Source organism: Streptomyces sp. NPDC040405 (assembly GCF_055595765.1).
The window spans coordinates 742,858-768,040 of sequence record NZ_JBVIVI010000004.1; the positions used below are offsets into that span (position 1 = coordinate 742,858).

General features: G+C 70.8%; 20 protein-coding genes and 1 pseudogene. 4 read left to right on the plus strand and 17 right to left on the minus strand.

All coding sequences use genetic code 11. The features are described 5' to 3' along the window. Positions 1-24: 24 nt before the first annotated feature. From ACZ59A_RS20990 to ACZ59A_RS21020, 7 genes are all read right to left on the minus strand, one after another. Positions 25-567 (minus strand): hypothetical protein, encoded by a 543-nt coding sequence (locus tag ACZ59A_RS20990; protein WP_470960589.1) that lies wholly within the window; start codon positions 565-567, stop codon positions 25-27. A gap of 209 nt (positions 568-776) precedes the next feature. Next, entirely contained in the window at positions 777-1,940 is a 1,164-nt protein-coding gene (locus tag ACZ59A_RS20995; protein ID WP_470960590.1) for an LLM class flavin-dependent oxidoreductase, read from the minus strand. Between the two features lie 63 nt (positions 1,941-2,003). Beyond that, positions 2,004-3,203, minus strand: a complete 1,200-nt coding sequence (locus ACZ59A_RS21000; protein ID WP_470960591.1) for an SfnB family sulfur acquisition oxidoreductase — start codon at positions 3,201-3,203, stop codon at positions 2,004-2,006. Between the two features lie 8 nt (positions 3,204-3,211). Continuing rightward, the gene (gene ssuE / locus ACZ59A_RS21005) at positions 3,212-3,766 is read right to left on the minus strand and encodes an NADPH-dependent FMN reductase (RefSeq protein WP_470960592.1); all 555 of its coding nucleotides are present in this window, start codon (positions 3,764-3,766) and stop codon (positions 3,212-3,214) included. Between the two features lie 30 nt (positions 3,767-3,796). Continuing rightward, positions 3,797-5,014, minus strand: coding sequence for an acyl-CoA dehydrogenase family protein (locus tag ACZ59A_RS21010; protein ID WP_470960593.1), 1,218 nt, complete (start codon positions 5,012-5,014; stop codon positions 3,797-3,799). 34 nt (positions 5,015-5,048) lie between these two features. Beyond that, on the minus strand, positions 5,049-6,188 hold the full coding sequence (sfnG, locus tag ACZ59A_RS21015; RefSeq protein WP_470960594.1) for a dimethylsulfone monooxygenase SfnG: 1,140 nt from the start codon (positions 6,186-6,188) through the stop codon (positions 5,049-5,051). Positions 6,189-6,624: 436 nt separating this feature from the next. Then, positions 6,625-7,083 carry a polysaccharide lyase family 7 protein gene (locus ACZ59A_RS21020; RefSeq protein WP_470960595.1) on the minus strand — a complete coding sequence of 153 codons (459 nt, stop codon included), beginning with the start codon at positions 7,081-7,083 and terminating at the stop codon, positions 6,625-6,627. A gap of 128 nt (positions 7,084-7,211) precedes the next feature. Between ACZ59A_RS21020 and ACZ59A_RS21025 the strand changes: the two genes are divergently transcribed. Further along, positions 7,212-7,739 carry a DinB family protein gene (locus ACZ59A_RS21025; RefSeq protein ID WP_470960596.1) on the plus strand — a complete coding sequence of 176 codons (528 nt, stop codon included), beginning with the start codon at positions 7,212-7,214 and terminating at the stop codon, positions 7,737-7,739. A 66-nt stretch (positions 7,740-7,805) separates the two neighbouring features. After that, complete coding sequence (locus ACZ59A_RS21030) at positions 7,806-8,012, plus strand: hypothetical protein (RefSeq protein ID WP_468046155.1); 207 nt, start codon at positions 7,806-7,808, stop codon at positions 8,010-8,012. A 69-nt stretch (positions 8,013-8,081) separates the two neighbouring features. Here the strand turns inward: ACZ59A_RS21030 and ACZ59A_RS21035 are convergent, their stop codons facing one another. Next, positions 8,082-8,447, minus strand: a complete 366-nt coding sequence (locus ACZ59A_RS21035; RefSeq protein WP_470960597.1) for a winged helix-turn-helix transcriptional regulator — start codon at positions 8,445-8,447, stop codon at positions 8,082-8,084. A 90-nt stretch (positions 8,448-8,537) separates the two neighbouring features. Between ACZ59A_RS21035 and ACZ59A_RS21040 the strand changes: the two genes are divergently transcribed. Beyond that, positions 8,538-9,467, plus strand: a complete 930-nt coding sequence (locus tag ACZ59A_RS21040; RefSeq protein ID WP_470960598.1) for an NADP-dependent oxidoreductase — start codon at positions 8,538-8,540, stop codon at positions 9,465-9,467. A gap of 53 nt (positions 9,468-9,520) precedes the next feature. Here the strand turns inward: ACZ59A_RS21040 and ACZ59A_RS21045 are convergent, their stop codons facing one another. From ACZ59A_RS21045 to ACZ59A_RS21060, 4 genes and pseudogenes are all read right to left on the minus strand, one after another. Continuing rightward, complete coding sequence (locus tag ACZ59A_RS21045) at positions 9,521-11,500, minus strand: GDSL-type esterase/lipase family protein (RefSeq protein WP_470960599.1); 1,980 nt, start codon at positions 11,498-11,500, stop codon at positions 9,521-9,523. A gap of 185 nt (positions 11,501-11,685) precedes the next feature. After that, positions 11,686-13,008, minus strand: coding sequence for a glucarate dehydratase family protein (locus ACZ59A_RS21050; protein ID WP_470960600.1), 1,323 nt, complete (start codon positions 13,006-13,008; stop codon positions 11,686-11,688). After that, a complete protein-coding gene (locus ACZ59A_RS21055) occupies positions 13,005-13,979 on the minus strand; it encodes a 5-dehydro-4-deoxyglucarate dehydratase (protein WP_470960601.1) in 975 nt (324 codons plus the stop codon). Before ACZ59A_RS21055 ends, ACZ59A_RS21050 begins: the two co-directional genes overlap by 4 nt. 109 nt (positions 13,980-14,088) lie before the next feature. Continuing rightward, a pseudogene (locus ACZ59A_RS21060) lies at positions 14,089-14,604 on the minus strand (hypothetical protein); the annotation flags it as partial. A 162-nt stretch (positions 14,605-14,766) separates the two neighbouring features. Between ACZ59A_RS21060 and ACZ59A_RS21065 the strand changes: the two are divergent. Further along, positions 14,767-15,561, plus strand: coding sequence for an IclR family transcriptional regulator (locus tag ACZ59A_RS21065; RefSeq protein ID WP_470960602.1), 795 nt, complete (start codon positions 14,767-14,769; stop codon positions 15,559-15,561). Positions 15,562-15,579: 18 nt separating this feature from the next. Here the strand turns inward: ACZ59A_RS21065 and ACZ59A_RS21070 are convergent, their stop codons facing one another. From ACZ59A_RS21070 to ACZ59A_RS21090, 5 genes are all read right to left on the minus strand, one after another. Continuing rightward, positions 15,580-16,632: a helix-turn-helix transcriptional regulator gene (locus ACZ59A_RS21070; RefSeq protein ID WP_470960603.1), complete on the minus strand. Its 1,053-nt coding sequence runs from the start codon at positions 16,630-16,632 to the stop codon at positions 15,580-15,582. Between the two features lie 50 nt (positions 16,633-16,682). After that, a complete protein-coding gene (locus tag ACZ59A_RS21075) occupies positions 16,683-20,378 on the minus strand; it encodes a S8 family serine peptidase (protein ID WP_470960604.1) in 3,696 nt (1,231 codons plus the stop codon). 153 nt (positions 20,379-20,531) lie between these two features. Beyond that, positions 20,532-22,100: a GMC family oxidoreductase gene (locus ACZ59A_RS21080; protein WP_470960605.1), complete on the minus strand. Its 1,569-nt coding sequence runs from the start codon at positions 22,098-22,100 to the stop codon at positions 20,532-20,534. Positions 22,101-22,121: 21 nt separating this feature from the next. Then, on the minus strand, positions 22,122-23,672 hold the full coding sequence (locus ACZ59A_RS21085) for an APC family permease (protein ID WP_470960606.1): 1,551 nt from the start codon (positions 23,670-23,672) through the stop codon (positions 22,122-22,124). Continuing rightward, positions 23,669-25,138 carry an aldehyde dehydrogenase family protein gene (locus ACZ59A_RS21090; RefSeq protein WP_470960607.1) on the minus strand — a complete coding sequence of 490 codons (1,470 nt, stop codon included), beginning with the start codon at positions 25,136-25,138 and terminating at the stop codon, positions 23,669-23,671. The genes ACZ59A_RS21085 and ACZ59A_RS21090 overlap by 4 nt, the downstream gene beginning before the upstream one ends. Between the last annotated feature and the right edge of the window lie 45 nt (positions 25,139-25,183).

Below are 25,183 nucleotides of genomic sequence, written 5' to 3' on the forward strand. Positions count from 1 at the left end.
CCCGTCACCACGACGGGGCCGCTCTCAGCTACGGCAGCCCTGCGCCTTGGCCGCGGTGGGGAGGTAGGAGCGCAGGAACCGCTCCAGGGCCTTGCGGCGTTCGGAGACATCTTTGGGGGTCGAGGTGAACAGATCGACCTCCAGCGCGAGGGTGGTGTCTTTTCCCTTCGGCGGACAGGACAGGACGACGAGCCCCGCCGAGTCCGCGATCCGGGCGCCGTCCCCGATGTCCACCCTCTTCGGGTTGCCGGACCGGATCAGCATGTCCCTCATGACCTTCAAGGGGTCATCGCCCTCGGGGACGGCGTCCCGTTTGATGTACATCACCGACGAGCCGCCCTTTCCGCCCTCGTCGGTCACGGAAACATCGCAGGTGGCACCGAGATCCCTCGACATATCACGCTGGTGCACCTCCTCGCCGGCCGGCAGCACCGGGGCCAGTATGTCGGGGTCGACCTTTGTGCCGCAGAGCTTCTTGGGCACCGCGTAATCGCGGGAGTCCCCGCCGCACCCGACGGCACCCATGAAGAGGGCGCCGACGAGCAGAAAGATGGAGCTGCGCTTCATGGGGAAGGTCCTTTGCCGGTTTACCTCGCCGATGGGTGCTTCCTCGTCCACCCGCCAGTTGTTACGACAGCAGATATGCCCCGCGGTCCACAACCCCGGCCACATGTCCCTCCGGGATCAAGCTCGTCAGCGCCGCGATGGCCGCCGGGTGGTCCTCCGCGGCGCGGGGGATGTCCGGGCCGTGGAGGAGATGGCCGGGGCGGCGGCCATCATCGGCTCCCGGACGCGGCGAAGGGCACCTGCGCGGCGGGTTGCGGGGTGGCGGTGGCGGGGCGCGCCGGGTGGGTCCAGAGGCCCTGCTGCTGGAGGCGCGGCAGCACGCCCTCGCCGAACCAGTACGCCTCCTCCAGGTGCGGGTAGCCGGACAGCACGAACTCGTCGATCCCGATCCGGTGGTACTCGGCGATCCGCTCCGCCACCTCCGCATGGCTGCCGACCAGGGCCGTACCGGCGCCGCCGCGGACCAGGCCGATGCCCGCCCACAGGTTGGGGTGGATCTCCAGCCCGTCCCGGCCACCGCCGTGCAGCGCCAGCATGCGCCGCTGCCCCTCGGACTCGCTGCGCGCGAGCCCGTTCTGTACGGACTTCACCGTCTCCGGGTCGAAGCCGTCCAGCAGCCGCTGCGCCTCCGCCCACGCCTGCTCGCTGGTGTCGCGGGTGATGACGTGCAGCCGGATGCCGAAGCGGATCTTGCGGCCCTGCTTCGCCGCGAGCCCCCGGATCCACGCGATCTTCTCCGCGACCTGGGCGGGCGGTTCGCCCCAGGTGAGGTACACATCCACATGGCGGGCCGCCACCTCACCGGCGATGGGGGAGGAGCCGCCGAAGTACACCTCCGGCACCGGGTCGGGCAGCCGGGCCAGGGAGGCGTCCGCCACCTGGAGGTGTTCGCCCGCCAGATCCACCGTCTTGCCGTCCCACAGCCCGCGCACGATCTCCAGGAACTCACCGGTGCGCTCGTAGCGCGCCTGCTTGTCGAGGAAGTCGCCGTACGCCCGCTGCTCATGGCTCTCGCCGCCGGTGACCACGTTCAGCAGCAGCCGCCCGCCGGTCTGCCGCTGGTACGTCGAGGCCATTTGCGCGGCGAGGGTGGGGGAGACGAAGCCCGGGCGGAACGCCACCAGGAACTTCAGCCGCTCGGTGTTCTGGCTGACCATCGCGGTCGTCAGCCACGCGTCCTCGCACCATGCCCCGGTCGGCGTCAGCGCCCCGACGAAGCCCAGGTCCTCGGCGGCGCGGGCGATCTGGGTGAGGTAGCCGACGGACGGCGGACGGTCGCCACCGGCCGCGGTGACGGGCGTCCCGTGGCCGCCGCCGACGACATGGCGGCTGTCGCCGTTGGTGGGCAGGAACCAGTGGAAGGTGAGGGACATGGCTGCGGCTCCGATCAGGGGATTTCGCGGGGGGTGTTTCGCGGGGGGTGTTTCTCGGGGGTGTTACAGAAGGCCGTGCCGGGGCGGCCGGGTGCCGTTCAGGACGTAGCGGCCGATGTGCTGGACCTTCCAGCGGGGCGGGTCGTGCAGGGTGTGCGTACGGGCGTCCCGCCAGTGGCGGTGGAGGTTGAGGGAGTCCAGCGCCGAGCGGGTGCCGCACACCTCGAAGAGCGCGCTGCCCGCCTCCACCGCCGCGGCCGCCGCCGACACCTTCGCGGTGGCCACGGCGATCGACGCCTCGGCCGCGGTGTCGTCGGTGAGATCCGCGCGGGCGGCGTCCACCGCCCGCGCGGCGGTGGACAGCAGCGCCTCGGCCGCCCGCACCTGAACGGCCAGCTCACCGAAGCGCTGGATGAGCAGCGGATCCTCGGCGGCCGTCTCGAAGCCGCTCTCGAACCACGGACGGCTCTTGGTGCGGACGAACGTCACCGCCTCCGCGAGCGCGCCCGTGGCGATCCCCACGTCGATGGCGGCGTGCAGCAACTGGGCAAGGGCGCCGTGCAGTTGGGGGCCGCGGAAGGTGAGGTGATGCGGCACCACCCGGTCGGCGGGCACGGCCACGCCGTCCAGCCGTACGGTGCCGCTGGCGGTCGTACGCTGGCCCATCCCGTCCCAGTCGTCCACCACCGTCACGCCCGGCGCCTCCCGTGGCACGTACGCCACGTACAGCTCCTCGTTGTCGCCGCGCGCCAGCACCGGGATCCAGTCCGCGAACAGGGCGCCGGTGGAGTAGTGCTTGACGCCGGTCAGCAGATACGCGCCGTCGGGGCGCGGCTCCAGGCGGGTACGGATGTCCTGGATGTGCTTCGTGCCCGCCTCCGACTGGGCGTTGCCGAACCGCCTGCCCGCCAGCACCTCGGCGAAGAGATACGCCTGCTGCTCCGAAGTGCCCTGACGGCGCAGCACATTGATGTACACGAAGTGGCTCTGCGGAATCTGGGCGAGGCTGGCATCGGCGGCGGCCAGCAGCCGGAACACCTCGGCGAGGGTGACCGCCGAGACGTCCGCGCCACCGTGCTCGTCCGGCACGGTGATCCCCAGCAGCCCGGACGCGGACAGCCGGTCCAGCTCGGCGCGCGGCAGGGCGCGGTCCGCGTCGCGCCCGGCCGCGCCCGTACGGAACTCCTCGGCCAGCTTCGCGGCCACCTCCAGCGCCTCCGCGTCGTCGGCGACGCGGTGGGCGGTTTCGGGAAGGGACGTCATGGCGGCGGTCAGCTCGCCGCCGCGAGCAGGGGCGTACGGCCCAGCGCCACGGAGAACTGGTCGACCACCTGCTCCAGCGCCTCGGCCGCGCCCGGCGCCACCGTGACCCCGCCGTCCGGTGTGACGGTGATGTCCTTGTCGAGCGTGAACCAGCCCTGCACGATGTGCGCGGCGCCCATCGACGACAGCACCGGCCGCAGCGCGTAGTCGATGGCCAGGACGTGCGCCGTGGTCCCGCCGGTGGCCAGCGGCAGCACGGTCTTGCCCGCCAGCGCGTACTGCGGCAGCAGATCCAGCAGGGACTTCAGCAGCCCGGAGTACGCGGCCTTGTACACGGGGGTGCCGACGATCACCCCGTCCGCCTGCTCGACCAGCGTCCTGGCCCGGACGATGTCCGGATGCGCGAAGTCGGCGCCGAGCAGCGCGGTGGCCGGGATGGTGCGCACGTCGAGTGGGATCACCTCATGGCCCTGGTCGGTGAGGCGGGCGTCGAGGTGGCGCAGCAGGCGGCCGGTGCGGGAGGTGGCGGAGGGGGAGCCGGAGAGGGACAGGATGGTGGCCATGGTGGCCCCTTTCAGGGAAGCGGCGGGCGGTCAGGAGTACCAGGTGGGCTGCGGGAGTTCGGCGGTCAGAACGTGGCGGCCCACCTCGCGGCGCTTGTAGGCCACCGGGTCGTGCAGGGTGTGGGTGCGTACGTTGCGCCAGAAGCGGTCCAGCCCCTCGGCGGAGGCGGTCGAGCGGGCCCCGGTGACCTCGAAGATGCGGCTGGTGACCTCCAGCGCGACATCGGTGGCCCGCGCCTTCACCGCGGCGACCCTGACCTCGAACGCGCCGCGGTCCTGCTCGGTGACCGCGTCCGGGTCCTCGTGCAGCCGCTGCCCTTCGGCCGCCACGGTGTCCGCGAGCGCCTCGGCCGCCCACAGCTTGGCGGTGAGATCGCCGTAGGTGTCGATGACATGAGGCTCGTCGACGGCGGTGTCGAATCCGCCGTGCAGCCAGGACCGGGACTTGGTGCGGGTGTAGACGGCGGCGGTCTCCAGCGCACCGGCCGCGATGCCCAGGTAGAAGCTGACGAACACCAGCTGGATCGTCGGCACGTTGAGCGTGTTGTAGACGCGGGGCTGGAACTCCTTGTCCACATAGCCCGCGGCGGCCGCCCAGGGGGCGGTCACGCCGTCGAGCGTGATGCTGCCGCTCTCGGTGAGCCGCTGGCCGATGTTGTCCCAGTCGTCGTGGAAGGTCAGCCCCTCGCTGTCCGACGGGACGATGGCGAAGACATGGCGGTCGGTGCCCTCGAAGACGCCTTCCAAGACGGTGACGTCGGAGACCTTGCCGCCGGTGGAGAAGGACTTGTGGCCGGTGAAGGTGAGGGTGTCGCCCTCGTCCCGGACGACCACGTCGTTGTCGCGCGGGTTGACCGCGCCACCGAAGAACCACTGGTTGCGGGCCGCGTCGGCCTCGACCTGCTCCCACTGCTCGCGGGTGCCGACCAGCCGGGCGGCCCAGTTCCACAGATAGTGGTAGCCGAGCAGCTGGCCGATGGAGCCGTCGGCCTTGGAGATCTCCCGGACCACGCGGTACGCGGTGATCCAGTCCTGGCCGCCGCCCCCGTGCGCGGCGGGGCCGAGGAGGGTGACCAGGCCCGCGTCCTTCAGCAGCTGGACCTCGGCGTACGGAGTGGCACCGGCCCGGTCGCGGGCGGCGGCGTCGGTGGCCAGGACACCGGCGACCTCGGCGGCGCGCCCGATCCAGCCGTCGGCGTCGGTGGGGCGGGGGAGGGTCTGCCAGTCGGTGCGGGTGGCGGTGCTCATGTGCGTTTCCCTTCCGGGGGCGTGCGTACGGGGATCAGGTGAGGGCGGGCGCGGGCTCGGTGTCCGGAAGCTGCGCCTCCAGCTCGCGCACCAGCGGCAGTACGCGCTTGCCGAAGTACTCGACTTCCTCCAGGTAGTGCAGGAAGCCGAGGAGGAACAGATCGACGCCGAGCCGCTTGTAGGCGACGATGCGCTCGGCGATCTGCTCGGGGGTGCCGATCAGCCCCGTACGGAAGCCGTCGTTGTACTGCACCAGGTCCTCGAACGAGGAGTCCTGCCACATCCCCTTGCCGTCGGCGGTGGACTGCCCCGCCTGCCGCACCGCGTCGCGGAAGCCGTGCACGGCGTCGGAGTTGGCCTTGGAGACGATCTCGCGCAGCGTATCGCGGGCCTCTTCCTCGGTGTCGCGGGCGATGAGGAACGCGTTGAGACCGAAGCGGGGTGCCGGGCGGCCCGCGGTGGCGGCGGAGGCGTGTACGTCCCGGATCTGCTCGGTGACGCCGTCGAAGTCCTTGCCGTTGCTGAAGTACCAGTCGGAGACCCGGCCCGCCATGGCGCGGGCCGCGGAGGAGTTGCCGCCCTGGAAGATCTCCGGATGCGGGCGCTCGACGCTGTTCAGGGGCTTGGGCTTGAGCGAGAAGTCACGGATCCGGTAGAAGTCCCCGGCCACCTCGGCGTGGTCCTCGGTCCAGATCGTGCGCAGCGCGCTGATGAACTCCTCGGCGCGGCGGTAGCGTTCGTCGTGCTCCAGCCACGGTTCGCCGAGCGCGGTGAACTCGCCCTTGAACCAGCCGCTGACGACGTTCACCGCGAACCGCCCGCCCGACAGCTGATCGGCGGTGGCGCCCAGCTTGGCCAGGACGCCCGGATGCCACAGCCCCGGATGGACGGCGGCGATGACCTTCAGCCGCTGGGTGGCGAGCAGCAGCGCGAGGCTGAAGCTGGTCGACTCGTGCTGGTACTCGGCGCCGTAGCTGGCCATGTAGCGCACCTGGCTGAGCGCGTAGTCGAAGCCGTTGTTCTCCGCGAGCACGGCCAGCTCGCGGTTGTAGTCGTAGCCCCAGTCGGTGCGCTGCTCGATGGTGCTGGTGACCAGGCCGCCGCTGACATTGGGCACCCAATAGGCGAATTGGAGCGGGTCGTTGTGGAATTCGGTGGAGGGATCTGCGGGCATGGGGAACTCCCGGAATGTGCATACGGGCATGGCGAATCAGCGCCTGGCGGGGAATTCAGGCGCACGCGGAATACGGCCGACGCGCGACGGTCAGGTCAGGCCGTCAGGCCGTTATGTGAGGGGGAGGGGGGAGGAGAGAGGGCGACGCGGAAGACGCGGGGGATCCGTAGATCCGTGGCGTTCGCTCAGGCCCGACAGCAACAGGACGCGCTGGAGACACGCGCAAGGTCGACGTGGCGTCGCCGCGTGAGGTCCTGTCGATTCATGTCACCGATCCAACCAGTGGGGCGGCCACCCGGTCAAGAAGACCAGGGCCGGATTCCATATCCCGGACACGGGCTGTGCTGCGGAAATGCCGGAGCACCTCGTTCGAGAGTACCCGGGAACCCGGCCGGGGAATGCTGCTGCGCGGCGCGCGGGCTACAGCCGCCTGACGTCACTTGCGGTACACGTGGATGTTCCGCAGGTAGCAGTCGGAGCGCGCGGACATCCCCGCCCGGCCGTACAGACCGCACTTGAAGTAGTGCGTCCCCGCGCCGTGGTCCTTGAAGGTGGCCTGGAACTCCCGGTTGACGAAGATGTGCACCGAGCGCGCGGCGGTGTCGTGCACGACGTTCAGCCGCAGCGTGGTGTCGTAGATCGGCCGGTAGATGACCTGGTCCGTCTTGTCGTAGTAGGTGAGGCTGTTGTTGTTCATGGCCAGGGCCATGAACGCGGTCGATTGGGTGGCCGCGCCGAAGACCTGCATGACACAGACCCGGTGGGCGGACGACTTCACCGTCATGTCGCACTCGAACTGCGCCTGCCCGGAGGTGTAGTCGTTCTTGATCCGCAGCTCGCTGCGGGGCCCCGATCCGGTCGCGGCCGCGCCGCCGAGCAGCGTTCGTCTGTGCATGTCCCCTCCGAGTTTCCCGTAAAGGTCCAGACCTGGCGTAGCGTCAGGAAGCTAGGCCAAACATCGGAGGTCGTCAAGGAGTGAATAACCATTTTCCGGGGCGCGGGAGGGCGTGCCAGGGTCGGCGGATGACTGTTTCCCGAGGTGACCTGCTGCGCTGGCAGTCCGACCTGACCTGGTCGCTTTTCGAGTATCACCTGGAGAGGATCGAGCCCGAGGACTTCCTCTGGGAGCCCGCGCCGCTCTGCTGGGCGATGCGTCAGGCATCCGACGGCACCTGGGTGCCGGACTGGGCCGACCCCGAACCCGATCCCGTTCCGGTTCCCACCATCGGCTGGGTGAGCTGGCACATCGGCTGGTGGTGGAGCGTGGCCATCGACCACGCCCGGGGGCGGGTGCCCCGGGAGCGGACCGAGATCGTCTGGCCGGGGCCCGGGAAGCCGACCATCGAGTGGCTGCGCGGTCTGCGCGACGACTGGCTGTCGGTGCTGGACGGGCTCAGCGACGCCGAACTGGACGCCACCGCCCAGTTCCCCTCGCAGAACGACCCGCAGTACACCGTCGCCCACATGGTCGCCTGGGTGAACGCCGAACTCATGAAGAACGTCACCGAGATCGGCCAACTCCGCCTGCTGCGGCTCGCGTCGTCAGGGTGACGTCCCGCCGGGCCCCTGGACGGAGGCGGGCTGAGAGGATGACGCGACCACAACAGAAGGAGGGTGATGAGCATGATCGTGCTCGCCTTGGGATTCGTCCTGGCGCTTGTCGTCGCAGGGTGCGTCTGCGTCGTGTGGGCGGCGCGGGGCGGCCCGCGCTGGGTGCGGGCGGTGTCCTCCGTGACCCTGGCGCTGGGTGAGGTGACGCGTGCCGTATCGAAGGGCAACAAGCGGAGTTCTTCGGGGGGACAGAACATGGGGGACGACGGCTGAACGCGGCTCGGCGTCGTCGCCGACGCCTCACCGCCGTCATCAGCCCCGCGCCCAGCTGGGCGCGGGCGATCACCGTGCGGGACCGGCGTCGAGCGCGTCGAGCACCGCGTCGCCGTTCGCCCTCGCCCACTCGGTCAGCATGTGGATCGGATCGATCAGCGTCGCCCCGAGCGGGGTGAGTTCGTACTCGACGCGGGGCGGCACCTCGGCGTAGGCATGGCGGCGGATGAGTCCGTGCGCCTCGAGCCGTCGGAGCGTCTGGGTGAGCATCTTGCGGGAGATGCCGCCGATCAGCTCGACCAGCTCGCCATGGCGCACCGGGCCCTCGCTGAGGCCGTAGAGCACGACCACCGTCCACTTGTCGGCGATCAGCTCGACCGCCAGACGCGCCGGGCAGTCGGCGAGAAAGGGGCCACCGGGGCCGAAACCGCTCATGGCGCCAAAGGTACCCGCGTCGAAGGTACCTGCCGGTTCCTATCGGAAACCTAGTCTGGGTTCTCTCCCCCTTCCCAAGCCAGGAGAGTCATGCGAGCCATCACCCAGAAGACGCTCGGCGGTCCCGAGGTGCTCACCCTCGTGGACGCGCCCGAGCCCCGGCCCCTGCCGACCGAAGTTCTCGTCCGCGTCAAGGCGATCGGGCTGAACCCGCTGGAGGCGCGGCTGCGCGCGGGCGAGTTCCCGCTGCTCGGCCGGCCGCCGTTCATCCTCGGCTGGGACATCAGCGGCGTGGTCGAGGAGGGGCCGCAGACGTGGCGGTTCAGGCCCGGCGACGAGGTGTTCGGGATGCCGCTGTTCCCGCGGGCGGCGAGCGCGTACGCCGAGGTCGTGTCGGCGCCCGCGCTGCACCTGGTACGCAAGCCGGTATCGCTCTCGCACGTCGAGGCGTCGGCGCTGCCGGTCGTCGGGCTGACGGCGTGGCAGGGTCTCGTCGACCTCGGCGGCGTGAGGGAGGGCGACCGCGTCCTGGTCCACGGCGGTGGTGGCGGGGTCGGCCATGTCGCGATCCAGATCGCGAAGGCGCTCGGCGCGCACGTGGTCGCGACCGCCAGCGGGAGCAAGCGGGAGTTCGTCGAGGGGTTCGGCCCCGACGAGGTGATCGACTACACGGAGGTCGACTTCACCGAGGCGGTCCGCGACATCGATGTCGTCCTCGACACGATCGGCGGCGACACCGTCGAGCGGTCGCTCGGAGTGCTCCGCCCGGGCGGTCACCTGGTGACGGCGGTCGCCGAGGAGGATTCGGGGCTCATCGCCAAGTACGAGGCGGCCGGCATGCGCTTCAGCGGCATCGCGGTCGACCCCGATCCGGTCGCCCTGCGAGGTCTCGTCGACCTCGTCGAACAGGGCAGGCTCCGGGTCCACGTGCAGGAGACGTTCCCGTTCGAGCGCGTCGCCGACGCGCACCGGCTGCTCGACAGCGGTCACCTCCGGGGCAAGCTCGTCCTCACCGTCTGATCCCGCCGTGGGGCCTCGCGTGCGCGAGACCCCACTGGTCTCTACGAGAGGGACTAGCCGCCGAGCCTGGCGGAGATGAGAGGGGCCAGGCGGGTGGTGATGGTGCGGTGGCCCTGGTCGTTCGGGTGGACGGAGTCGGAGAGGTCGCCGGAGGCCAGCCAGCCGGTGGTGTCGACGTAGGACGACTTCGCGTCGCCGAGGGCGGTGACGGCGGCCTTGGTCTCGGTGCCGAAGCGGCCGCTGAAGGTGCGCAGGGCGAAGATCCAGGCGCCCGGGTAGGCGGTGCGGACCTTGCGGAGGAGGCTGGTGTACGACGCCTGGAACTGCGCCGAACTCACGCCGCGCCCCACGTCGTTGGTGCCGAGGTTGATGACGACGGCGTTCGCCTGGTAGCGGGAGAAGTCCCAGGCGGGCGTGGCGGCGTTGGGGTTGAGCTTGGTGAACTGCTGCTCCAGGCTCATCCGGTCGTCCGCCGTGTCGACGAGCGCGGCGCCGCCCTGGGCGATCTGGGTGTGGTCGGCGCCGAGGCGTTCGCCGATGAGCCAGCCGTAGGCGGTGCGGGCGTTCTGAGAGGTGGTGGTGCCGACGGTGATGGAGTCGCCGACGAACTCGATCAGCTTCTTCGGGGCGGCCGGGGCGAAGGTGGTGGCGCCGCTGTCGAGGGTGAGGCCCTGGAAGACCGCGTCACCGTGGTAACTGCCCGCGATGACCTGGTAGTTGATCTGGAGGGTGTGGTTTCCGGCGGCGAGCGGGGTCGGGGTGAGGTTCACCGTGCCCTTGGCCTCGTCGTAGAAGGTGGCGGGGCCGCCGTCGATGCTGGCCCAGAGGTCGATGGCGCCCCGCTGCTTGAGCTTGACGGTGCGGCCGGTGAAGCCGGTGCGGAAGTAGGCGCCCGCCCAGTACGGGGTGTAGGCGGTGGCGGAGGTCCGGGTGTCCCAGCGGCCGCTGAACTTGATGTTGGGGTCGCCCGGCTGGCCAGGGGCGGCGGTGGTGGTGGCGGCGGTGGTGGTGGCCTTCACCGTGGCAGCGGACAGCTTGGCGCTGATGACCGGGGCCAGGCGGTTCGCGAACTTGGTGTGGCCCGCCTCGTTGGGGTGACCGTTGCCGTCCTCGTAGTCCGTGCCGTCGGTGAGCCAGCCGCTGGTGTCCACGTAGTACACCTTCGCGTCGCCCGCGCCGTTGCGCGCGCTCACGGCCGCCTTGGTCTCCGTCAGGTACCGCTTCTTGAGGGTCTGGACGGCGAAGAGGGCCGCGTTCGGGTACTTGCCGCGGATGTCGCGGAGAAGGGCGGTGTACGCCGACTGGAACTCGGGCCCGGTGACGCTGTGCCCGATGTCGTTGGTGCCGAGGTTGATGACGACGGCATTGGCCTGGTAGCGGGAGAAGTCCCAGCTCTGGTCGCCGGTGGAGGCCGTCTTGAAGAACTGGGTGGCCAGGCCCACGCAGCCGCTCTTGCCGACCAGGCAGTACCCCGCGCGGGCGATCTGGGTGTGGCGCATGCCGAGCTGTTCGCCGGTCTTCCAGCCGTACGAGTCGAGCGCGAGCCGGTCGGTGAGGGCTCCGGCGGTGATGGAGTCGCCGACGAACTCGATGAGCTTGCCCGGCACGCGCGGGGCGGTGGTGCCCGCGCCCGCGTCGAGAACCAGGCCCTGGAAGACGGTGTCACCGGAGCGGTAGGACACGCGGAGGGTGTGGTTGCCCTGGGGGAGTGGCGTCGGAGTGAGGTTGACGGTGCCCCTGACGCCCGCGTAGAAGACGTCGGCGCCGCCGTCGACGCTGGCGTAGAAGTTCACCGCGTTCCGGGCCTGGACCTTCACCGTGGTCCCGGTGAACGCGGTCTGGAGGTAGCCGCCGGTCCAGTTGGGGACGGCCGCGGTGGTGGAACCGAGGTCCCAGCGGCCGGTGTAGACGATGTTCGGGTCGCTCACCGAGCCGTTCCCCAGGGCCTTCGCGGGGGCCTCGGGCGCGGCGGGGGCGGCGTGGGCGGCGGTGGCGCTCAGGCTCAGCCCCAGCAACAGCAAAGTCGTGGCCATGACAAACGCTAAGAGTCTGCGCATGGGAGGGGGTCCTCTCGCGGGGGGAGCGGGTCTGGGAGCGCTCCCAGGTGGGGGGTGCGGTCACGATGGAAGCGATGAATCGGTTCAACGTCAAGGTGAAGCGCACAACCGGTCCGGGCCGCCCCCTCGGCGGACCGGACCGGACGGACGTACGGGTACTGCTACCAGCGGGGAATCGCCGGGGTCTCCCACGCGGGGTCGGCGACGCGCATCGCGGCGGCATCGTCGCGGTCCCGCATCGTGCCGTCGTCGTCCAGCCAGCGCTGGTGCAGTACGGCGAGCCGGTCGCGGTCGAGGTCGACACCGAGCCCGGGGGTGTCGGTGACGTCGAGACGGCCGTCGCGGAAGGTGAGCCGCTGGGTGATCACGTCCTCGGTCTGCCACGGGTAGTGGCTGTCGCAGGCGTAGTCGAGGTTGGGCACGGTCGCCGCGACATGCGTCATGGCGGCCAGGCTGATGCCCAGATGGGTGTTGGAGTGCATGGACAGGCCCACGCCGAAGGTGCGGCAGATGGCGGCCAGTTCACGGGTGTTGCGCAGCCCGCCCCAGTAGTGGTGGTCGGAGAGGACGACCTGCACCGCGCCCGTGGTGAACGCCTCCCGGATCTCCGCGAAGGTGGTCACGCACATGTTGGTGGCCAGCGGAACTCCGGTGGCATCGGCCACCTCGGCCATCCCGGGCGTGCCGCTGGTCGGGTCCTCCAGATACTCCAGGACGTCCCGCAGCTCCTCCGCCACATGCAGCGACGTGGGCACGGACCAGGCGCCGTTGGGGTCCAGCCGCAGCGGCTGACCGGGGAAGCGCTCGGCCAGGGCGCGGATCGCGGCGATCTCCTGGTCGGGTTCGAAGACGCCGCCCTTGAGCTTGAAGGAGGTGAAGCCGTAGTCGCGGGTGAAGCGCTCGGCCTGGGCGACCACCCCGGCCGGGTCGACGGCCGCGTCCCAGTCGTCGGGCTCGCAGGCGACGCCGTCCGGGTGCTCGGCCCAGCGGTAGAAGAGGTACGCGCTGTACTCGACGCGGTCGCGCACCTTGCCGCCGAGCAGTGCGTGCACCGGCAGGCCCGTCGCCTTGCCCCAGGCGTCCAGACAGGCCACCTCGAAGCCGGAGACGATCGACAGCCGCAGCTTGTCCGCCGTCTGGACGCCGCGCAGACCGCCGACGTCGACGGAGTTCTCGACCCGGGAGGCGTCCACCGCGACGTCGTCTGCCAGCGTGAAGAGCCCGTTCAGGTCGGTGACGCTGTGGCCGGGCAGCTTCTCGGCCAGCGGACGGGCCAGGTCCAGGTACTTGGTGTCGCCGTACGTCTCGCCGATGCCGGTCGTCCCGTCCTCGGTGACCACCTCGATGATCAGCCGGGGGGTGTACGGCTGGTGGACGCCCTGGGTGTTCAGCAGCGGCGGGTCGGCGACGAGGATCGGCGTCAGCCGCACCTCGGCGATGGCGAGGGCTTCGGCGTGCGTCGTCTGCGCCTGGATCTGCGTCATCGAGCGGCTCCCACGAGGTCGAGTCCGGTGGTCAGAAGGGCGTCGAGGTCGGCCAGATCGTCCGGGCCGGGGTCGGTGAGCGGTGCGCGCACCGGGCCGACCGGCCGCCCGCGCAGCCGCGCCGCCGCCTTGACCAGCGAAACGGCGTAGCCGGGGACACGGTCGCGCAGCTCGACCAGGGGTACGTAGAAGTCGCGCAGCAGCCGCTCCACCGTAGCGTCGTCGCCGTCCCGCTGGGCGGTGAAGAAGGCGTTCGCGATCTCGGGGGCGAAGGCGTGCACGGCCGACGAGTACGCGGTGATGCCGATGCTGGCGTACGGGCGGGCCTGGACCTCGGCGGTCGCGGCGCCGTTGAAGAACAGGAAGTCCTCCGGCGCGGCCAGCTTCAGGCGCTGCAGCCGGTCGAGGTCGCTGTGCCCGTCCTTGAGCCCGATGACGCCCGGGATCGCGGCCAGCTCGCGCAGGCCGTCGATGGTGAAGGCGACCTGGTCGCGCTGGTACGCGATCAGCGGCAGCCGGGTGCGGGCGGCGATCTGCCGGACCTGTTCGACCAGCCCCGACTGCGGGCCCTTCACCAGGTAGTGCGGCAGGACGAGCGCGGCGTCCGCGCCCGCCTCCTCCGCGATCCGGGCGAACCGGGCCGCCTGCGCCCAGCCGTAACCGATCCCGGCGACGACCGGCAGCCTGCCGTCGGCCTCGCGGACGGCCGCGGTGATGATCTCGCGGTACTCGTCCTCGTCCAGGGAGAAGAACTCCCCTGTGCCGCACGCCGGGAAGATCGCCCCCGGGCCGGTCTCGATCTGCGCCGCGAGGTAATCGCGGTACGCGGGCAGGTCGAGGGCGGTCGCGCCGTCGCCCCCGCCCTCCTTCGTGCCGGTGAAGCTGGTCAGCGGGAACGAGAGCACGCCGCTCGCCATCCCGTCGCGCAGCCGGGTCGCCGCGGTCGCCGCATCGGCCGTGAGGGCCGTCATGACTCGTCTCCCTATGTAGATGGCGTCTACGTATGAAGATAGAGATTAGGAATGCGCACGCGGGGGCGTCAATAGGTGCGGGACGTCAAAAGGTGGGACTCACCTGCGGCTACGCGGAAGACCCCGAGCCGGGGCGATCGGTGCGGGCCACTCCGCGCGCCATGGTGGCCGCGCTGCCCAGATAGCGGGCGGGGTCGCACAGCTCGGCGATCCGGTCGGCGCCGACCTGGTCCACCAGCTCGGCGTGGCCGCGCAGTTCGCCCTCCAGAGTGGTCCCGGTCTCGATGGCCGTGCGGCATGCTTCGTAGACGACGTCGTGGGCCCGCTGACGGCCCAGGACGGGCGCGACGTCCATCATGACGGCCTCGGCGACGATGAGCCCGCCGGTGAGGTGGGTGTTGCGGCGCATGCGGTCGGTGTCGACCTCCAGACCGGAGAGCATGAACGCGGCCTGGTGGAGGGAGCTGGGCAGCGGCAGGAAGGCTTCGGGCACCGCGGCCCGCTCCAGGTGCCAGGGGCCGGTGGCACGTTCGAAGTCCTGCGTCATCGCGATGGACAGGTAGAGGGAGGTGCCGTCGAGGTTGAAGGCGTAACCGGTGGGCACCACCAGGCCGACGCTCTTCGATGTCGGCATTACGGAGGTCGGCCAGCCGTCGGCGAGCGAGTGCCGCCATGTCCGCTCCCGGCTCGATGGCGGTTACGGGACATCCCGGCGCCGCCAGCGAGCGCGTCGCCTGCCCGGACCGGATGGCCGCGACGGCCAGTCGCGCGGATTACGATGCGGCCCATGGCGGAAACCGGTGGCGTACGCGAAGTGAAGTCGGCGGGCCGCACCGTGCAGCTCCTCGAACTGCTCGCGGCACGCGGCGACCAGCCCGCCCGGCTACGGGAGCTGGCCGAGGAGCTGGAGGTGCCGCGCAGCAGCATGTACGCGCTGCTCCAGACGCTGATCGACCGCGGGTGGGTGCGCACCGACGTCACCGGCTCGCTGTACGGCATCGGCATCCGGGCCCTGCTCACCGGCACCAGCTACCTCGACAGCGACCCGCGGGTGCGGGCGGCCCGGCCCTATCTGGACGAGGCGTCCGACGCCCTCGGCGAGACCATCCACTTCGCCCGGCTGGACGGCGGCGACGTCGTCTACCTCGCCACCCGCGAGTCGCACGAATACCTGCGGCCCTTCAGCCGCGTGGGCCGCCGCCTCCCCTCGTACGCCGGAGCCCTCGGCAAGGCGCTCCTCGCCGAGCGCCCCGACGCCGAACTCCCCCTGCCGGACGGCCCCTTGGAACCGCTGACCCCGCGCACTCACCCGGACCGCACATCCCTGGCCGCCGACCTGGCCCGCACCCGGGACCGCGGCTACGCGGTGGACCGCGAGGAGGGTGTCACCGGCATCACGGGCTTCGGCTTCGCCCTGCGGTACGACGCCCCGGCGGTCGATGCCATCAGCTGCTCGGTGCCGACGGCACGGCTGGCGGAGGGCGGCCGGGAGGAGCGGATCGTGGCGGTGATGCGGGGGATCCGGGAGAAGATCGAAGCGGTGGTCCCGAGGGCGGGCGGGGCGGCCACGCAGTGGCGCTAGCGGGGTGGGGGACAGGGGTCAGGTCCAGCCTCGGTGGGCGGCTCGGGCTCCTGCCTGGAAGCGGCCTCTCGCGCCCAGGCGGCGTTGGAGGGTGCTGATGCGGCGGCGCAGGGTGCGCAGGCTGATGCCCAGGTGGCGGGCTATCGCCTCGTCCTTCATGCCCACGGCCAGCAGGCCCACCAGGTTGCGGTCCGCCTCGGTGAGGTCTTCGCGGCTCTCTTCCCGTACGCCGCTCAGGGGCGTCGCCTGCTGCCACAGGGTCTCGAAGAGGGTCCGCAGCGCGTCCGTGAGGGCGGAGTGGCGGACGATCACGGCGCAGTAGCCCGGGCCCGCGTCCGTGCTGGTCAGGGGCAGCATCGCGCGGTGGCCGTCGACGACCAGGAGCTTCATGGGCACGGCGGGGAGGACCCGGGCCTGTTCGCCGAGGGCGACCATGCCCTCGGCGTAGGCGAGGAGTTGGGGGGTCTCCAGAGAGGAGACGGAGTAGATCGTGCGGTAGGAGACACCGCGGCGCAGCACCTCGCGCTGGAGGTCCAGTTGCGGAGTGAGCGGCGCGAGGTAGGGCGGGGCGTCGAAGAGGCAGATCTCGTGTTCGGCCCGGGCGTACAGCTCTTCCAGCCGTGCCGCGTTGGCGCTTTCGCCCTGCACCACTTCGATCAGTCCGGACGGTTCGGCTCGCAGCAGCCCGGCCGTGTAGACCTTGGCCAGGTCCTCGGCGGTGGCGGCGAGGAGTTCGGATTCGGTTTCGCGTTTGCGGATGAGGGCCCGTACGGCGCTGCGCGGGTCGACGGGGCGCAGCCCGCCCGTGGAGTCGGGGGCCTGGAGGAGGCCGAGGCGCAGGAGGCGGGCGCAGCCGCGGCGGACGCGGGAGGGGGAGGTGCGGAGCAGTTCCGCCCAGCCGGTGACGCCCGCGTCGGGCTGGTGGAGGATCGCGTGGTACAGCGTCTCGTCGAAGTCGGAGACCCCTGCCGCGGCCCAGGGACTCGGGGGCGCGGCAGGGGTCTCGGCGGATGAGGATGCTGCTCTGCTGTCCACTTCCGGCGGCTCCAGCGCGTCGATGCAACGATTCAATCAACGGCACGCTAGACGGTGTTCGTTACCGCCAGAGGACGGCTTTCGGCCTACTTCAGGCCATATGCACGAATGACCGTTTGATCGATTCGGTTGCCGTCGGCGTCGGCGGCTTGGACGCGCAGGCCGGTGAAGCCGTTGGTGGCGCCGAGCCGGGGGTGATTCACGGTGGCCCGGTAATCGGCGCCGTCGCGGGTGAGTTTCACCGCCTTCCAGGTGGTGCCGTCGTCATAGGTCACCCATGCCTTGACGGTGCGTATCTTCGCCGCCTTCGCACCGTCCTGGTGGCGCGGGGTCAGGCCGAAGGTGAAGCGCTTGTCCGCCTTGGCGCGGCCCACCAGGTCCACCCCGAGGTCGTAGTCGAGGGAGAGCAGGGGGAGGGGCGTGGCTCCGGCGGTGTGGGCGGAGGCGAAGTCCCACTGGGTGGTGGTCCGGGTGGAGTACGCCGACCACTCGGCGGTCCGCCGCGCGTCGACGGTGAGCCGGTAGTCGGCCTTCGCGGCCGGTACGGCGAAGGTGCCCGAGCCGTACGGCGCCTCGCCGATCAGCTCGCCGTCCGCGTACAGGCTGGTCTTCACCGCGTCCACGCCGTCCTTGGCCGCGCCCGCGGAGCCGTAATGCCCGGCGCCCGATTCGGAGAACTCCGGTACGGCGAGGGTGAGTTGGTCACCCTCGCGCTCCGAGGTGCCGAACTCGGCGGCGGTCGTGGGGCGGATGACGGGGGAGAGCCAGTTCACGGTGTCCTTCGTCCCGGGCGCGTAGGTCGTGAGCGGCGCCCACTGCCGTCCGCCGCCGTCGTAGTCCTGCATGGCGGTGCGCCAGACGCGGGTGCCGGGGTCGGCGCTGTAGTACTCGGTGCGCTGGGTGCCCAGCGTCACCTCGGCCTTCTGCTCCACCGAGAAGAGCTGGTAGGGGCGGAAGGTGTGGGTGGCCTCGGCGCCGAGGTGGCCCTTCCCGGGGCCGCTGTAGCGGGCGGTGACCTTGTGGGTGGTGCGGCTGTTGAGGGGGTAGGTGAGGTCCTTGCCGATGGCGTTCGGCTCGGGCAGCACCACGTCGTACAGGTACGGGCTGTTGGTCGTGCCGCCCAGCTCGATGGTCACCCCCTTGGCCTGGCCGTCCAGCAGGGAGAGCAGCTTGTCGCCCTCCTCGCCGGGCAGCGACAGGACGGGGATGGTCGCGCTGTCGACCGCGGTGAGCCACAGACCGGCCGTCGTCTTGCGGTAGGCGAGGACGTACGCGGCACCCGCCTTGGTGGCGTTGACGACCGCCTCGTCGGGCCATCCGTCGGGTGCCAGGCCCACCAGCACGGCCTTGCCCTTCACGTCCAGGCCCTCGAAGTCCTCGGCCGTACCGGCCCCGGCGGACACCAGCCGCACCTTCCGCTTACCGTCGATCTTGACGGGCCAGCCGGTGTACGTGTTCGCGTACTCCGGGCTCAGCGTGACCCGCTCGGGACCGGTGACGCGCGCGGTCAGCTTCGTCTTCTCCAGCCGCCAGCGGCTGTAGAACTCGAAGGTGCCCTCGGCGACCTTCTCGGTCGGCGCCGCGTAGATGTGCTTTTTCCACTTGCCCATGGAGTAGGTCAGGCCGAAGGAGCTGCCGCCCTTCAGCTCCCGGTGCCAGGAAGTGATCACGCCCTGGGACTCGGGGTCCTTCTCCTTGGTCCGCGGCTTGATCTCGACGGCCTTGCGGGCGTCGAGGGTGAGGGAGGCGTCGCCGTTCAGCTCGATCTGCGGATCGCCCACGACGCTCGTCGCGACCTCGTGCTTCCCGCTGTCGTAGACCGGGATCCAGGTGGCGAGGGAGTACGTGCCGGGCGGCAGCTGGAAGGTTTCGGAGCCGCGCATGTAGCCGAACTGGTTCTGGCTGGTGTCACTGAGCTTCTGGAGGGTGTAGAGCGCCGAAGGGGACTGGTTGCCCTCGCGGTCCAGCAGCGTGACGTTGAGGTCGTGGAGCTTCTCCGCCTTCTCGTAGGCGACGGCCGTGGTCACCTTGACCGTGCCGCCCGCGCCGTCGTCGCCGGTGGCGGTGACGTATCCGGTGTGGCGGCCCGCTGCCGCCTTGGCCGGGTCGACGGTGACCAGGACCTTCATCTCACCGTTCGCGGGCACGGTCACGGTGTCGGAGCCGAGGGCGAGGGAGCCGCCGCCGACCGAGGACGCCAGCTTCAGCGTCACCGGCTTGTCGGTGGCGTTGGTGTACCGGATGGTCTTGGGGTCGGCTCGGTCGGCGTCGTACGCGTACTGGCCGTAATTGAGGACCGGGGTCCCGAACACGTCCTGGGTGGCTGCGCGCGGCACGTCGACCCGGCCGTCGCCCTGGGTGAACGGACCGTCCGACGCCCCGGTTTTGGCCGTGCTGGCCAGCGCGTCCTTGATCTGCTGACCGGTCCAGCCGGGGTGGACCTCCGCGACGATCGCCGCCGCGCCCGCGACATGCGGCGTCGCCATGGAGGTGCCGCTGGAGGTGGTGTACAGGTCGTTGACGGGGGTGCCCATGGTCGTACCGGCCGCGCGGGCGGCCGTGATGTTCACACCGGGCGCGGTGATCTCGGGCTTGACCGCGTAGTCGCCGGTGCGCGGTCCGCGGCTGGAGAAGGTCGCCCACTTGTCGGACTTGTCGACGGCGCCGACGGTCAGCGCAGAGTTCGCGATGCCGGGCGTCTCCACGGTCCCCTCGAACGGGCCGGAGTTGCCCGCCGCGACCACGAACAGCGCCCCGGAGGACGCCGACAGCTGGTCGACCGCCTCGCTCAGCGGGTCCGAGGGGCCGGACGCCGTGGCGCCGAGCGACATGGAGATGACCTTGGCCTTGGAAGCGGCGGCCCACTCCATGCCTTCGATGATCCACGACGAGTAGCCCTCGCCCGCGTCGTTCAGCACCTTGCCGACCAGCAGCTTCGCGCCCGGCGCCACGCCCTTGTACCTGCCGTCGGACCCGGCGCCGCCGCCCGCGACGGTGTCGGCCACATGGGTGCCGTGGCCGTGGCCGTCCTTGACGGTCTGATCCGGGACGAAGCTCTTGGAGTCGGCGACGGCGTCCTTGACGTCCGGGTGGGTGGCGTCGATGCCGGTGTCCAGCACGGCGACCTTGACGCCCTTGCCGTCGTGTCCGGCCTTCCACATCTCCGGCGCGCCGATCTGCGGGACGCTGACGTCGAGCGACGCCTTGACCTTGCGGTCCAGCCAGAGCTTCCGTAACCCCTTGTCGCCGCTGACGTCGGCCCAGAAGTCCGCCGCGTCGGCCTTGCGCGCGCTGAGCGCCGCGCCGTCCACGCTGCTCAGCGCCAAGGTCTTGCGCGCGCCCTCGGGGGCCGGGTGCGCGCCGTCGCCGCGGTAGGTGGCGATGACCGGGATCGAGCCGGTCTTCCGGTCGTCGTAGCCCTGCTTCACGAGCTGGGTGATGTTGAACAGGCCCGCGTCGACCCGGCCCTTGGACATCAGCCGGAGCGCGTCCACGGGGACGACGCTGATTTCCTTGTTCTGCTCGGCGGTCACGAACTCCGCCGACTCGCGGCCCGGCGCCCGCTCCACCTCCACGGCGTACTTGCCGTCCGCGCCGGTGGTAACGGTGACCGTGTCACCCGTGATCAGGGTGACGGTGTGCTGTTGGGTACGGACCGGTGGGGCCGTCTGTGGGGCCTGCGCTGCGGACTGGGACGGCCGGGCACCGGCCACCGGGGTGGCCAGGACGGCCATCACACCGGCGGCGCCCACCACGGCCACAAGGCGACGCGATCTTCGCATCGGCTGGCTTCCTCCCTCATCGCATCCGACTCTGCTGTCGGAAGGTGCGATCAGAGTGGCCGCCGGGGGTGTGCGGGCTCAAGGGATGGCTGTGGCCGCGCGGTGCCAACGCCTTGATTGGCCACGGGAGTTACCGCGCCGGGCGAGAGGCCCTCACGGTCGGGACTGTTTGATCATGCCGGCGCACTTCTCGCCGATCATCATCGTGGTGATGCACGGATTGACGGCCACCAGATGCGGCATCACCGAGCCGTCGGCCACCCGCAGCCCCGTCACCCCCTTGACCCGGAGTTGGGGGTCGAGCGGGGCGGTGGGGTCGTCGAGGGCGCCCATCTTCACCGTGCAGGACGGGTGGTAGACGGTGTTGTGCGTGTCGCGGATGTACGCGAACAGCTCGTCGTCGGTGTCCGCGTCGGGCCCCGGGGCGAGTTCGGCACCCGCCCACAGGGCCAGCGCGGGGCGGGCGACGATGGTGCGGGCCAGCCGCAGGCCGTGGATCATCACGCGGATGTCGTGGTCGTGGGTGAAGTAGCGGGGGTCGACCCTCGGCTTGTCGCGGAAGTCGCGGGTGCGCAGCCGTACGGTGCCGGTGGAGCGGGCGCGGGTGACGTTGGGCGTGAGGCAGAAGGCGTTCTCGGACGTCGGATAGCCGTAGCGGTAGGTGTTCATGTCGAACGGCACCGAGCCGTAGTGGAACATCAGGTCGGGCCGGTCGAGACCGGGCTCGGTGGCGGCGAAGATGCCGATCTCCCACCACTGGGTGGAGCTGCGGACCATGGGCTGTTCGGCGTTCCACATGATGACGCCCTCGGGGTGGTCCTGGAGGTTCTCGCCGACACCGGGGGAGTCCACGATCACCTCCACGCCCGTCCCGCGCAGATGGTCCGCGGGCCCGATGCCCGACAGCATCAGCAGCTTCGGGGTGTCGATCGCGCCGCAGGAGACGACCACCTCGCGCCGGGCGTGCACGGTGTGGGTGTGGATCAGGTCGGGGGCGAGGTAGTCGACGCCGATGCAGCGCCGGTCCGCGTCCAGCAGCAGCCGCTTGGCCTGGAGCCCGGTGCGTACGGCCAGATTGGGGCGCCCGGACATCACCGGGTGGAGGTAGGCGACGGAGGCGGAGCAGCGGGTGCCGTCCTCGCGCGCGTTGATCTGGAACCAGTGGGCGCCGCGCACCACCGTCTCACCGGTGTTGAACGGCGTGAGCGGGATGCCCGCCTCCTCGCACGCCGCCAGCAGCGCCCGGCCGCACGGGTCGTGGGGCGGTACGGTGCGCAGGGTGACCGGGCCGTCGTGGCCGTGGTGGTCCCCGGGCGCGTCGCTGTTCTCCAGGCGCCGGAACAGCGGGTACGTCTCCTCGGCGCTCCACCCCGTACAGCCGCGCCCGGCCCACTCGTCCAGATCCTCGGCCGGGGCCCAGAACGCGATGCAGGAGTTGTGGGAGGAGCAGCCGCCGAGCACCCTGGCGCGGGCGTGCCGCAGGAAGCTGTTGCCCTGCTTCTGCGGCTCGACGGGATAGTCCCAGTCGTAGCCGGACTCCAGCAGCCCCATCCACCGGTCCAGCCGCAGGACGTTGTCGTCGCCGACGTCCGAGGGGCCCGCCTCCAGCAGGCACACCGTCACCGAAGGGTCCTCGCTCAGCCGGGCCGCGACGACCGACCCGGCCGTGCCGCCGCCCACCACCACGTAGTCGAACTCGTCCACGGGGCTGTCCTCCCTCATGGGCTCACGGCCCTCATGGGCTCACGGCGCGGTTGCGGCGGCGTGCTCGGCGAGGACGCCGGTGTGTCTGCGCTGCACGAACCAGTAGTAGGCGAAGCCGCCGAGGGCGACCACGCCGATGAACAGGACCGCGCCCCAGCGCAGATACCAGTGCTGCGGTCCGGTCGCGTTGTAGACCGCGGCGCGCGGCCAGGCGAGGTTGACGGACATCGCCAGGCCCCACAGCACCGCCAGCGCGTTGACCGGCACGCCGAAGCGGCCCAGCGAGAAACGGCCCGCGGCCGGTTGCCACTGCCCCCTCAGCCGCCGCACCAGCATGGGCGTGGTCACCAGCAGATACGCCATATAGATCATGATGATCGCGATGCTGGTGACGACCGAGAAGATCTGCGGCTGGTTGATGTTGATGACCAGGATCGCGATGGCCACCAGACCGATCAGGATCGCCGGGAGCACCGGGGTCTGGAAGCGCGGATGGACATGGGCGAGCCGGGAACCGCCGGGCAGGTTGTTGTCCCGCGCCATGGCGAACATCAGCCGGATGCTGGCGGTGTGCACGGCCAGCGCGCACACCGTGATCGCGATGACCACGCACCACAGCATGATCTCGCCCATGGTGTGCCCGAGGGTGGACAGCACCACGTACTGCAGCCCGTCCTCCGCCAGCTGCTTCGCGTGCAGGTTCTCCACCGCCATCAGGGCGAACAGCAGGATGAACCCGCCGATGAGGAACGAGGCGATCAGCGCCCGCAGAATCGCGCGCGGCGCGTTGCGGCCCGGATCCACCGACTCCTCGCCGAGCGACGACGCCGTGTCGAAGCCGTACATGACGTACGCGGAGGCCAGCGAGGCGGTCAGAAACGCGCCGAAGTAGCCCATCGACTGCCCCTGGCCGTGGCCGAAGGTGTCCAGCACCACGCCCGGGCCGCGGGTGAAGTGCGCGGCCAGCAGCAGGATCAGCACGATCGCGGCCACCAGCTCGATGGCCACTCCGGCCGAGTTGATACGGGCCATCAGCTTCACCCCGAAGCCGTTCACCAGGGTGGTGAACAGGACCAGGACCGAGCCGAGTACGACCGCGTTGGCCGCCCGCTCGGTGCCGCTGCTGCCGTCGCCGACGACCTGGAACCACGAGGAGATCTGCGGCAGCGTGATCTGGTACGCGAGCGCCACCGCCGCCAGCGACACCATCGAGGCGGTCATCATCATCCAGCCGCCCAGCCAGCCGACATGCGGACCGCCCAGCAGCTTGGACCAGTTGTAGACCGACCCCGCCACCGGATAGCGCCCCGCCAGCTCGCAGAAGCACAGCGCCACCATCAGCTGGCCGAGGAACACCATCGGCCACGACCACCAGTACGCCGGGCCGCCGTGGGTCACGCCGAAGTAGAACAGCTGGAAGGTGCCGGTGAGGATGGAGATGTAGCTGATCCCGGCGGCGAAGGTGTGGAAGTTGCCGAGCGTGCGCTTGAGTTCCGGCCGGTAGCCGAGTTCCGCGAGCGAATCGTCGTCGTGCGCCGCGGCCTCCCGGGGGCCGGGGTGGGGTGGTTCGGTGGGCTCGGCCGCCGTCATACGAACCACCGCTGGGGGCGGGGTGCGGTGTTGCGCCAGATGTGCTTGGTCTCCTGGTACTCGTGCAGCCCCGCGGGGCCCAGTTCACGGCCGATGCCCGACTGCTTCATCCCGCCCCACTCGGCCTGCGGGACGTACGGATGGAAATCGTTGATCCAGACCGTTCCGGCGCGCAGCCGCGACGCCACCCGGTGCGCCTTCTCCGCGTCCTGCGTCCACACCGCGCCAGCCAGCCCGTACACCGTGTCATTGGCGAGCGCCAGCGCCTCCTCCTCGTCCCGGAACCGCTCCACCGTGAGCACCGGGCCGAACGACTCCTCCTGCACCACCGTCATGTCCGGTGTGCAGTCGTCCAGCACCGTCGGCAGGTAGTAGTGGCCGCCCGCGAGGGACGGCTCGTCGGGCGGCGTCCCGCCGCAGCGCAGTACCGCGCCCTCGTCGATCCCCGCCGCCACGTAACTGGCCACCTTGTCGCGGTGCGCGGCCGAGATCAGCGGGCCGGTACGGGCGTTCTCGTCGAACGGGCCACCCAGCCGGATCGCCCGGGCGCGGGCCACCAGCTCGTCCACGAACGCGTCGTGCAACTGCTCCTGGACCAGCAGCCGGGCGCCCGCCGAACACACCTGCCCGGAGTGCAGGAACACGGCCGTCAGCGCGTAGTCGACCGCCGTGTCGAAATCGGAGTCGGTGAAGACGATATTGGGGTTCTTGCCGCCCAGCTCCAGAGCGATCTTCTTGACCGTGGGCGCGGCCGCCGCCATGATCCACCGCCCGGTCACCACCCCGCCCGTGAAGGACACCATGTCCACCCGCTCGTCCGTGACCAGCGGCGCGCCCGCCGTCGACCCGGCCCCCAGGACGAGGTTCGCCGCGCCCGGCGGCACCCCCGCCTCGGTGAGCAGCCGCAGCAGCCCGATCGCGGTGTGCGGGGTCAGCTCGCTGGGCTTGAGGACGAACGTGTTCCCGGCGGCCAGCGCGGGCGCCACCTTCCAGGCCGTCTGCAGCAGCGGATAGTTCCACGGCGTGATCAGGGCACACACCCCGACCGGCTCGTGCACCACCCTGCTGTCGATCTCCGCACTGCCCGTGTCCAGCACCCGGTCCGCGCCACCGGTGGCGGCCAGATGGCCGAAGTAGCGGAAGCACCCCGCGATGTCCTCGAGGTCGTACTCGCTCTCCACCAGCCGCTTCCCCGTGTCCAGGGACTCGGCGCGGGCCAGATCCGCCTTGTCGCGCTCCAGCAGATCCGCCACCCGCAGCAGCAGCCGCCCCCGCTCCGTGGCCGCGGTCCCCGGCCACGGACCGCGGTCGAACGCGTCCCGGGCCGCCGCGACCGCCATCGCCACGTCCTTGGGCCCGGCCTCGTCCACCGCGGCCACCAGTGACCCGTCCGCCGGGCACCGGATCTCCCGCGTCTGTCCGTCGAGGGCGGCGGTCCACTGTCCGCCGATGAACAGTTCCGGCATATCTCCCCCTTTTGCTGGGGTTGCCCGGCCGACCCACACACCGAG

Excerpts from the sequence above, each read along its gene's own strand:
- ACZ59A_RS21050 (WP_470960600.1), bottom strand. The coding sequence starts at position 13,008 with ATGACGCAGATCCAGGCGCAGACGACGCACGCCGAAGCCCTCGCCATC.
- ACZ59A_RS21035 (WP_470960597.1), bottom strand. The coding sequence starts at position 8,447 with ATGAGCGGTTTCGGCCCCGGTGGCCCCTTTCTCGCCGACTGCCCGGCG.
- ACZ59A_RS21090 (WP_470960607.1), bottom strand. The coding sequence starts at position 25,138 with ATGCCGGAACTGTTCATCGGCGGACAGTGGACCGCCGCCCTCGACGGA.
- ACZ59A_RS21075 (WP_470960604.1), bottom strand. The coding sequence starts at position 20,378 with ATGCGAAGATCGCGTCGCCTTGTGGCCGTGGTGGGCGCCGCCGGTGTG.
- ACZ59A_RS21000 (WP_470960591.1), bottom strand. The coding sequence starts at position 3,203 with ATGACGTCCCTTCCCGAAACCGCCCACCGCGTCGCCGACGACGCGGAG.
- ACZ59A_RS21045 (WP_470960599.1), bottom strand. The coding sequence starts at position 11,500 with ATGGCCACGACTTTGCTGTTGCTGGGGCTGAGCCTGAGCGCCACCGCC.
- ACZ59A_RS21055 (WP_470960601.1), bottom strand. The coding sequence starts at position 13,979 with ATGACGGCCCTCACGGCCGATGCGGCGACCGCGGCGACCCGGCTGCGC.
- ACZ59A_RS21030 (WP_468046155.1), top strand. The coding sequence starts at position 7,806 with ATGAGCATGATCGTGCTCGCCTTGGGATTCGTCCTGGCGCTTGTCGTC.
- ACZ59A_RS21080 (WP_470960605.1), bottom strand. The coding sequence starts at position 22,100 with ATGAGGGAGGACAGCCCCGTGGACGAGTTCGACTACGTGGTGGTGGGC.
- ACZ59A_RS21010 (WP_470960593.1), bottom strand. The coding sequence starts at position 5,014 with ATGAGCACCGCCACCCGCACCGACTGGCAGACCCTCCCCCGCCCCACC.
- ACZ59A_RS21040 (WP_470960598.1), top strand. The coding sequence starts at position 8,538 with ATGCGAGCCATCACCCAGAAGACGCTCGGCGGTCCCGAGGTGCTCACC.
- ACZ59A_RS21020 (WP_470960595.1), bottom strand. The coding sequence starts at position 7,083 with ATGCACAGACGAACGCTGCTCGGCGGCGCGGCCGCGACCGGATCGGGG.
- ACZ59A_RS20990 (WP_470960589.1), bottom strand. The coding sequence starts at position 567 with ATGAAGCGCAGCTCCATCTTTCTGCTCGTCGGCGCCCTCTTCATGGGT.
- ACZ59A_RS21025 (WP_470960596.1), top strand. The coding sequence starts at position 7,212 with ATGACTGTTTCCCGAGGTGACCTGCTGCGCTGGCAGTCCGACCTGACC.
- ssuE (WP_470960592.1), bottom strand. The coding sequence starts at position 3,766 with ATGGCCACCATCCTGTCCCTCTCCGGCTCCCCCTCCGCCACCTCCCGC.
- ACZ59A_RS21065 (WP_470960602.1), top strand. The coding sequence starts at position 14,767 with ATGGCGGAAACCGGTGGCGTACGCGAAGTGAAGTCGGCGGGCCGCACC.
- ACZ59A_RS21085 (WP_470960606.1), bottom strand. The coding sequence starts at position 23,672 with ATGACGGCGGCCGAGCCCACCGAACCACCCCACCCCGGCCCCCGGGAG.
- sfnG (WP_470960594.1), bottom strand. The coding sequence starts at position 6,188 with ATGCCCGCAGATCCCTCCACCGAATTCCACAACGACCCGCTCCAATTC.
- ACZ59A_RS20995 (WP_470960590.1), bottom strand. The coding sequence starts at position 1,940 with ATGTCCCTCACCTTCCACTGGTTCCTGCCCACCAACGGCGACAGCCGC.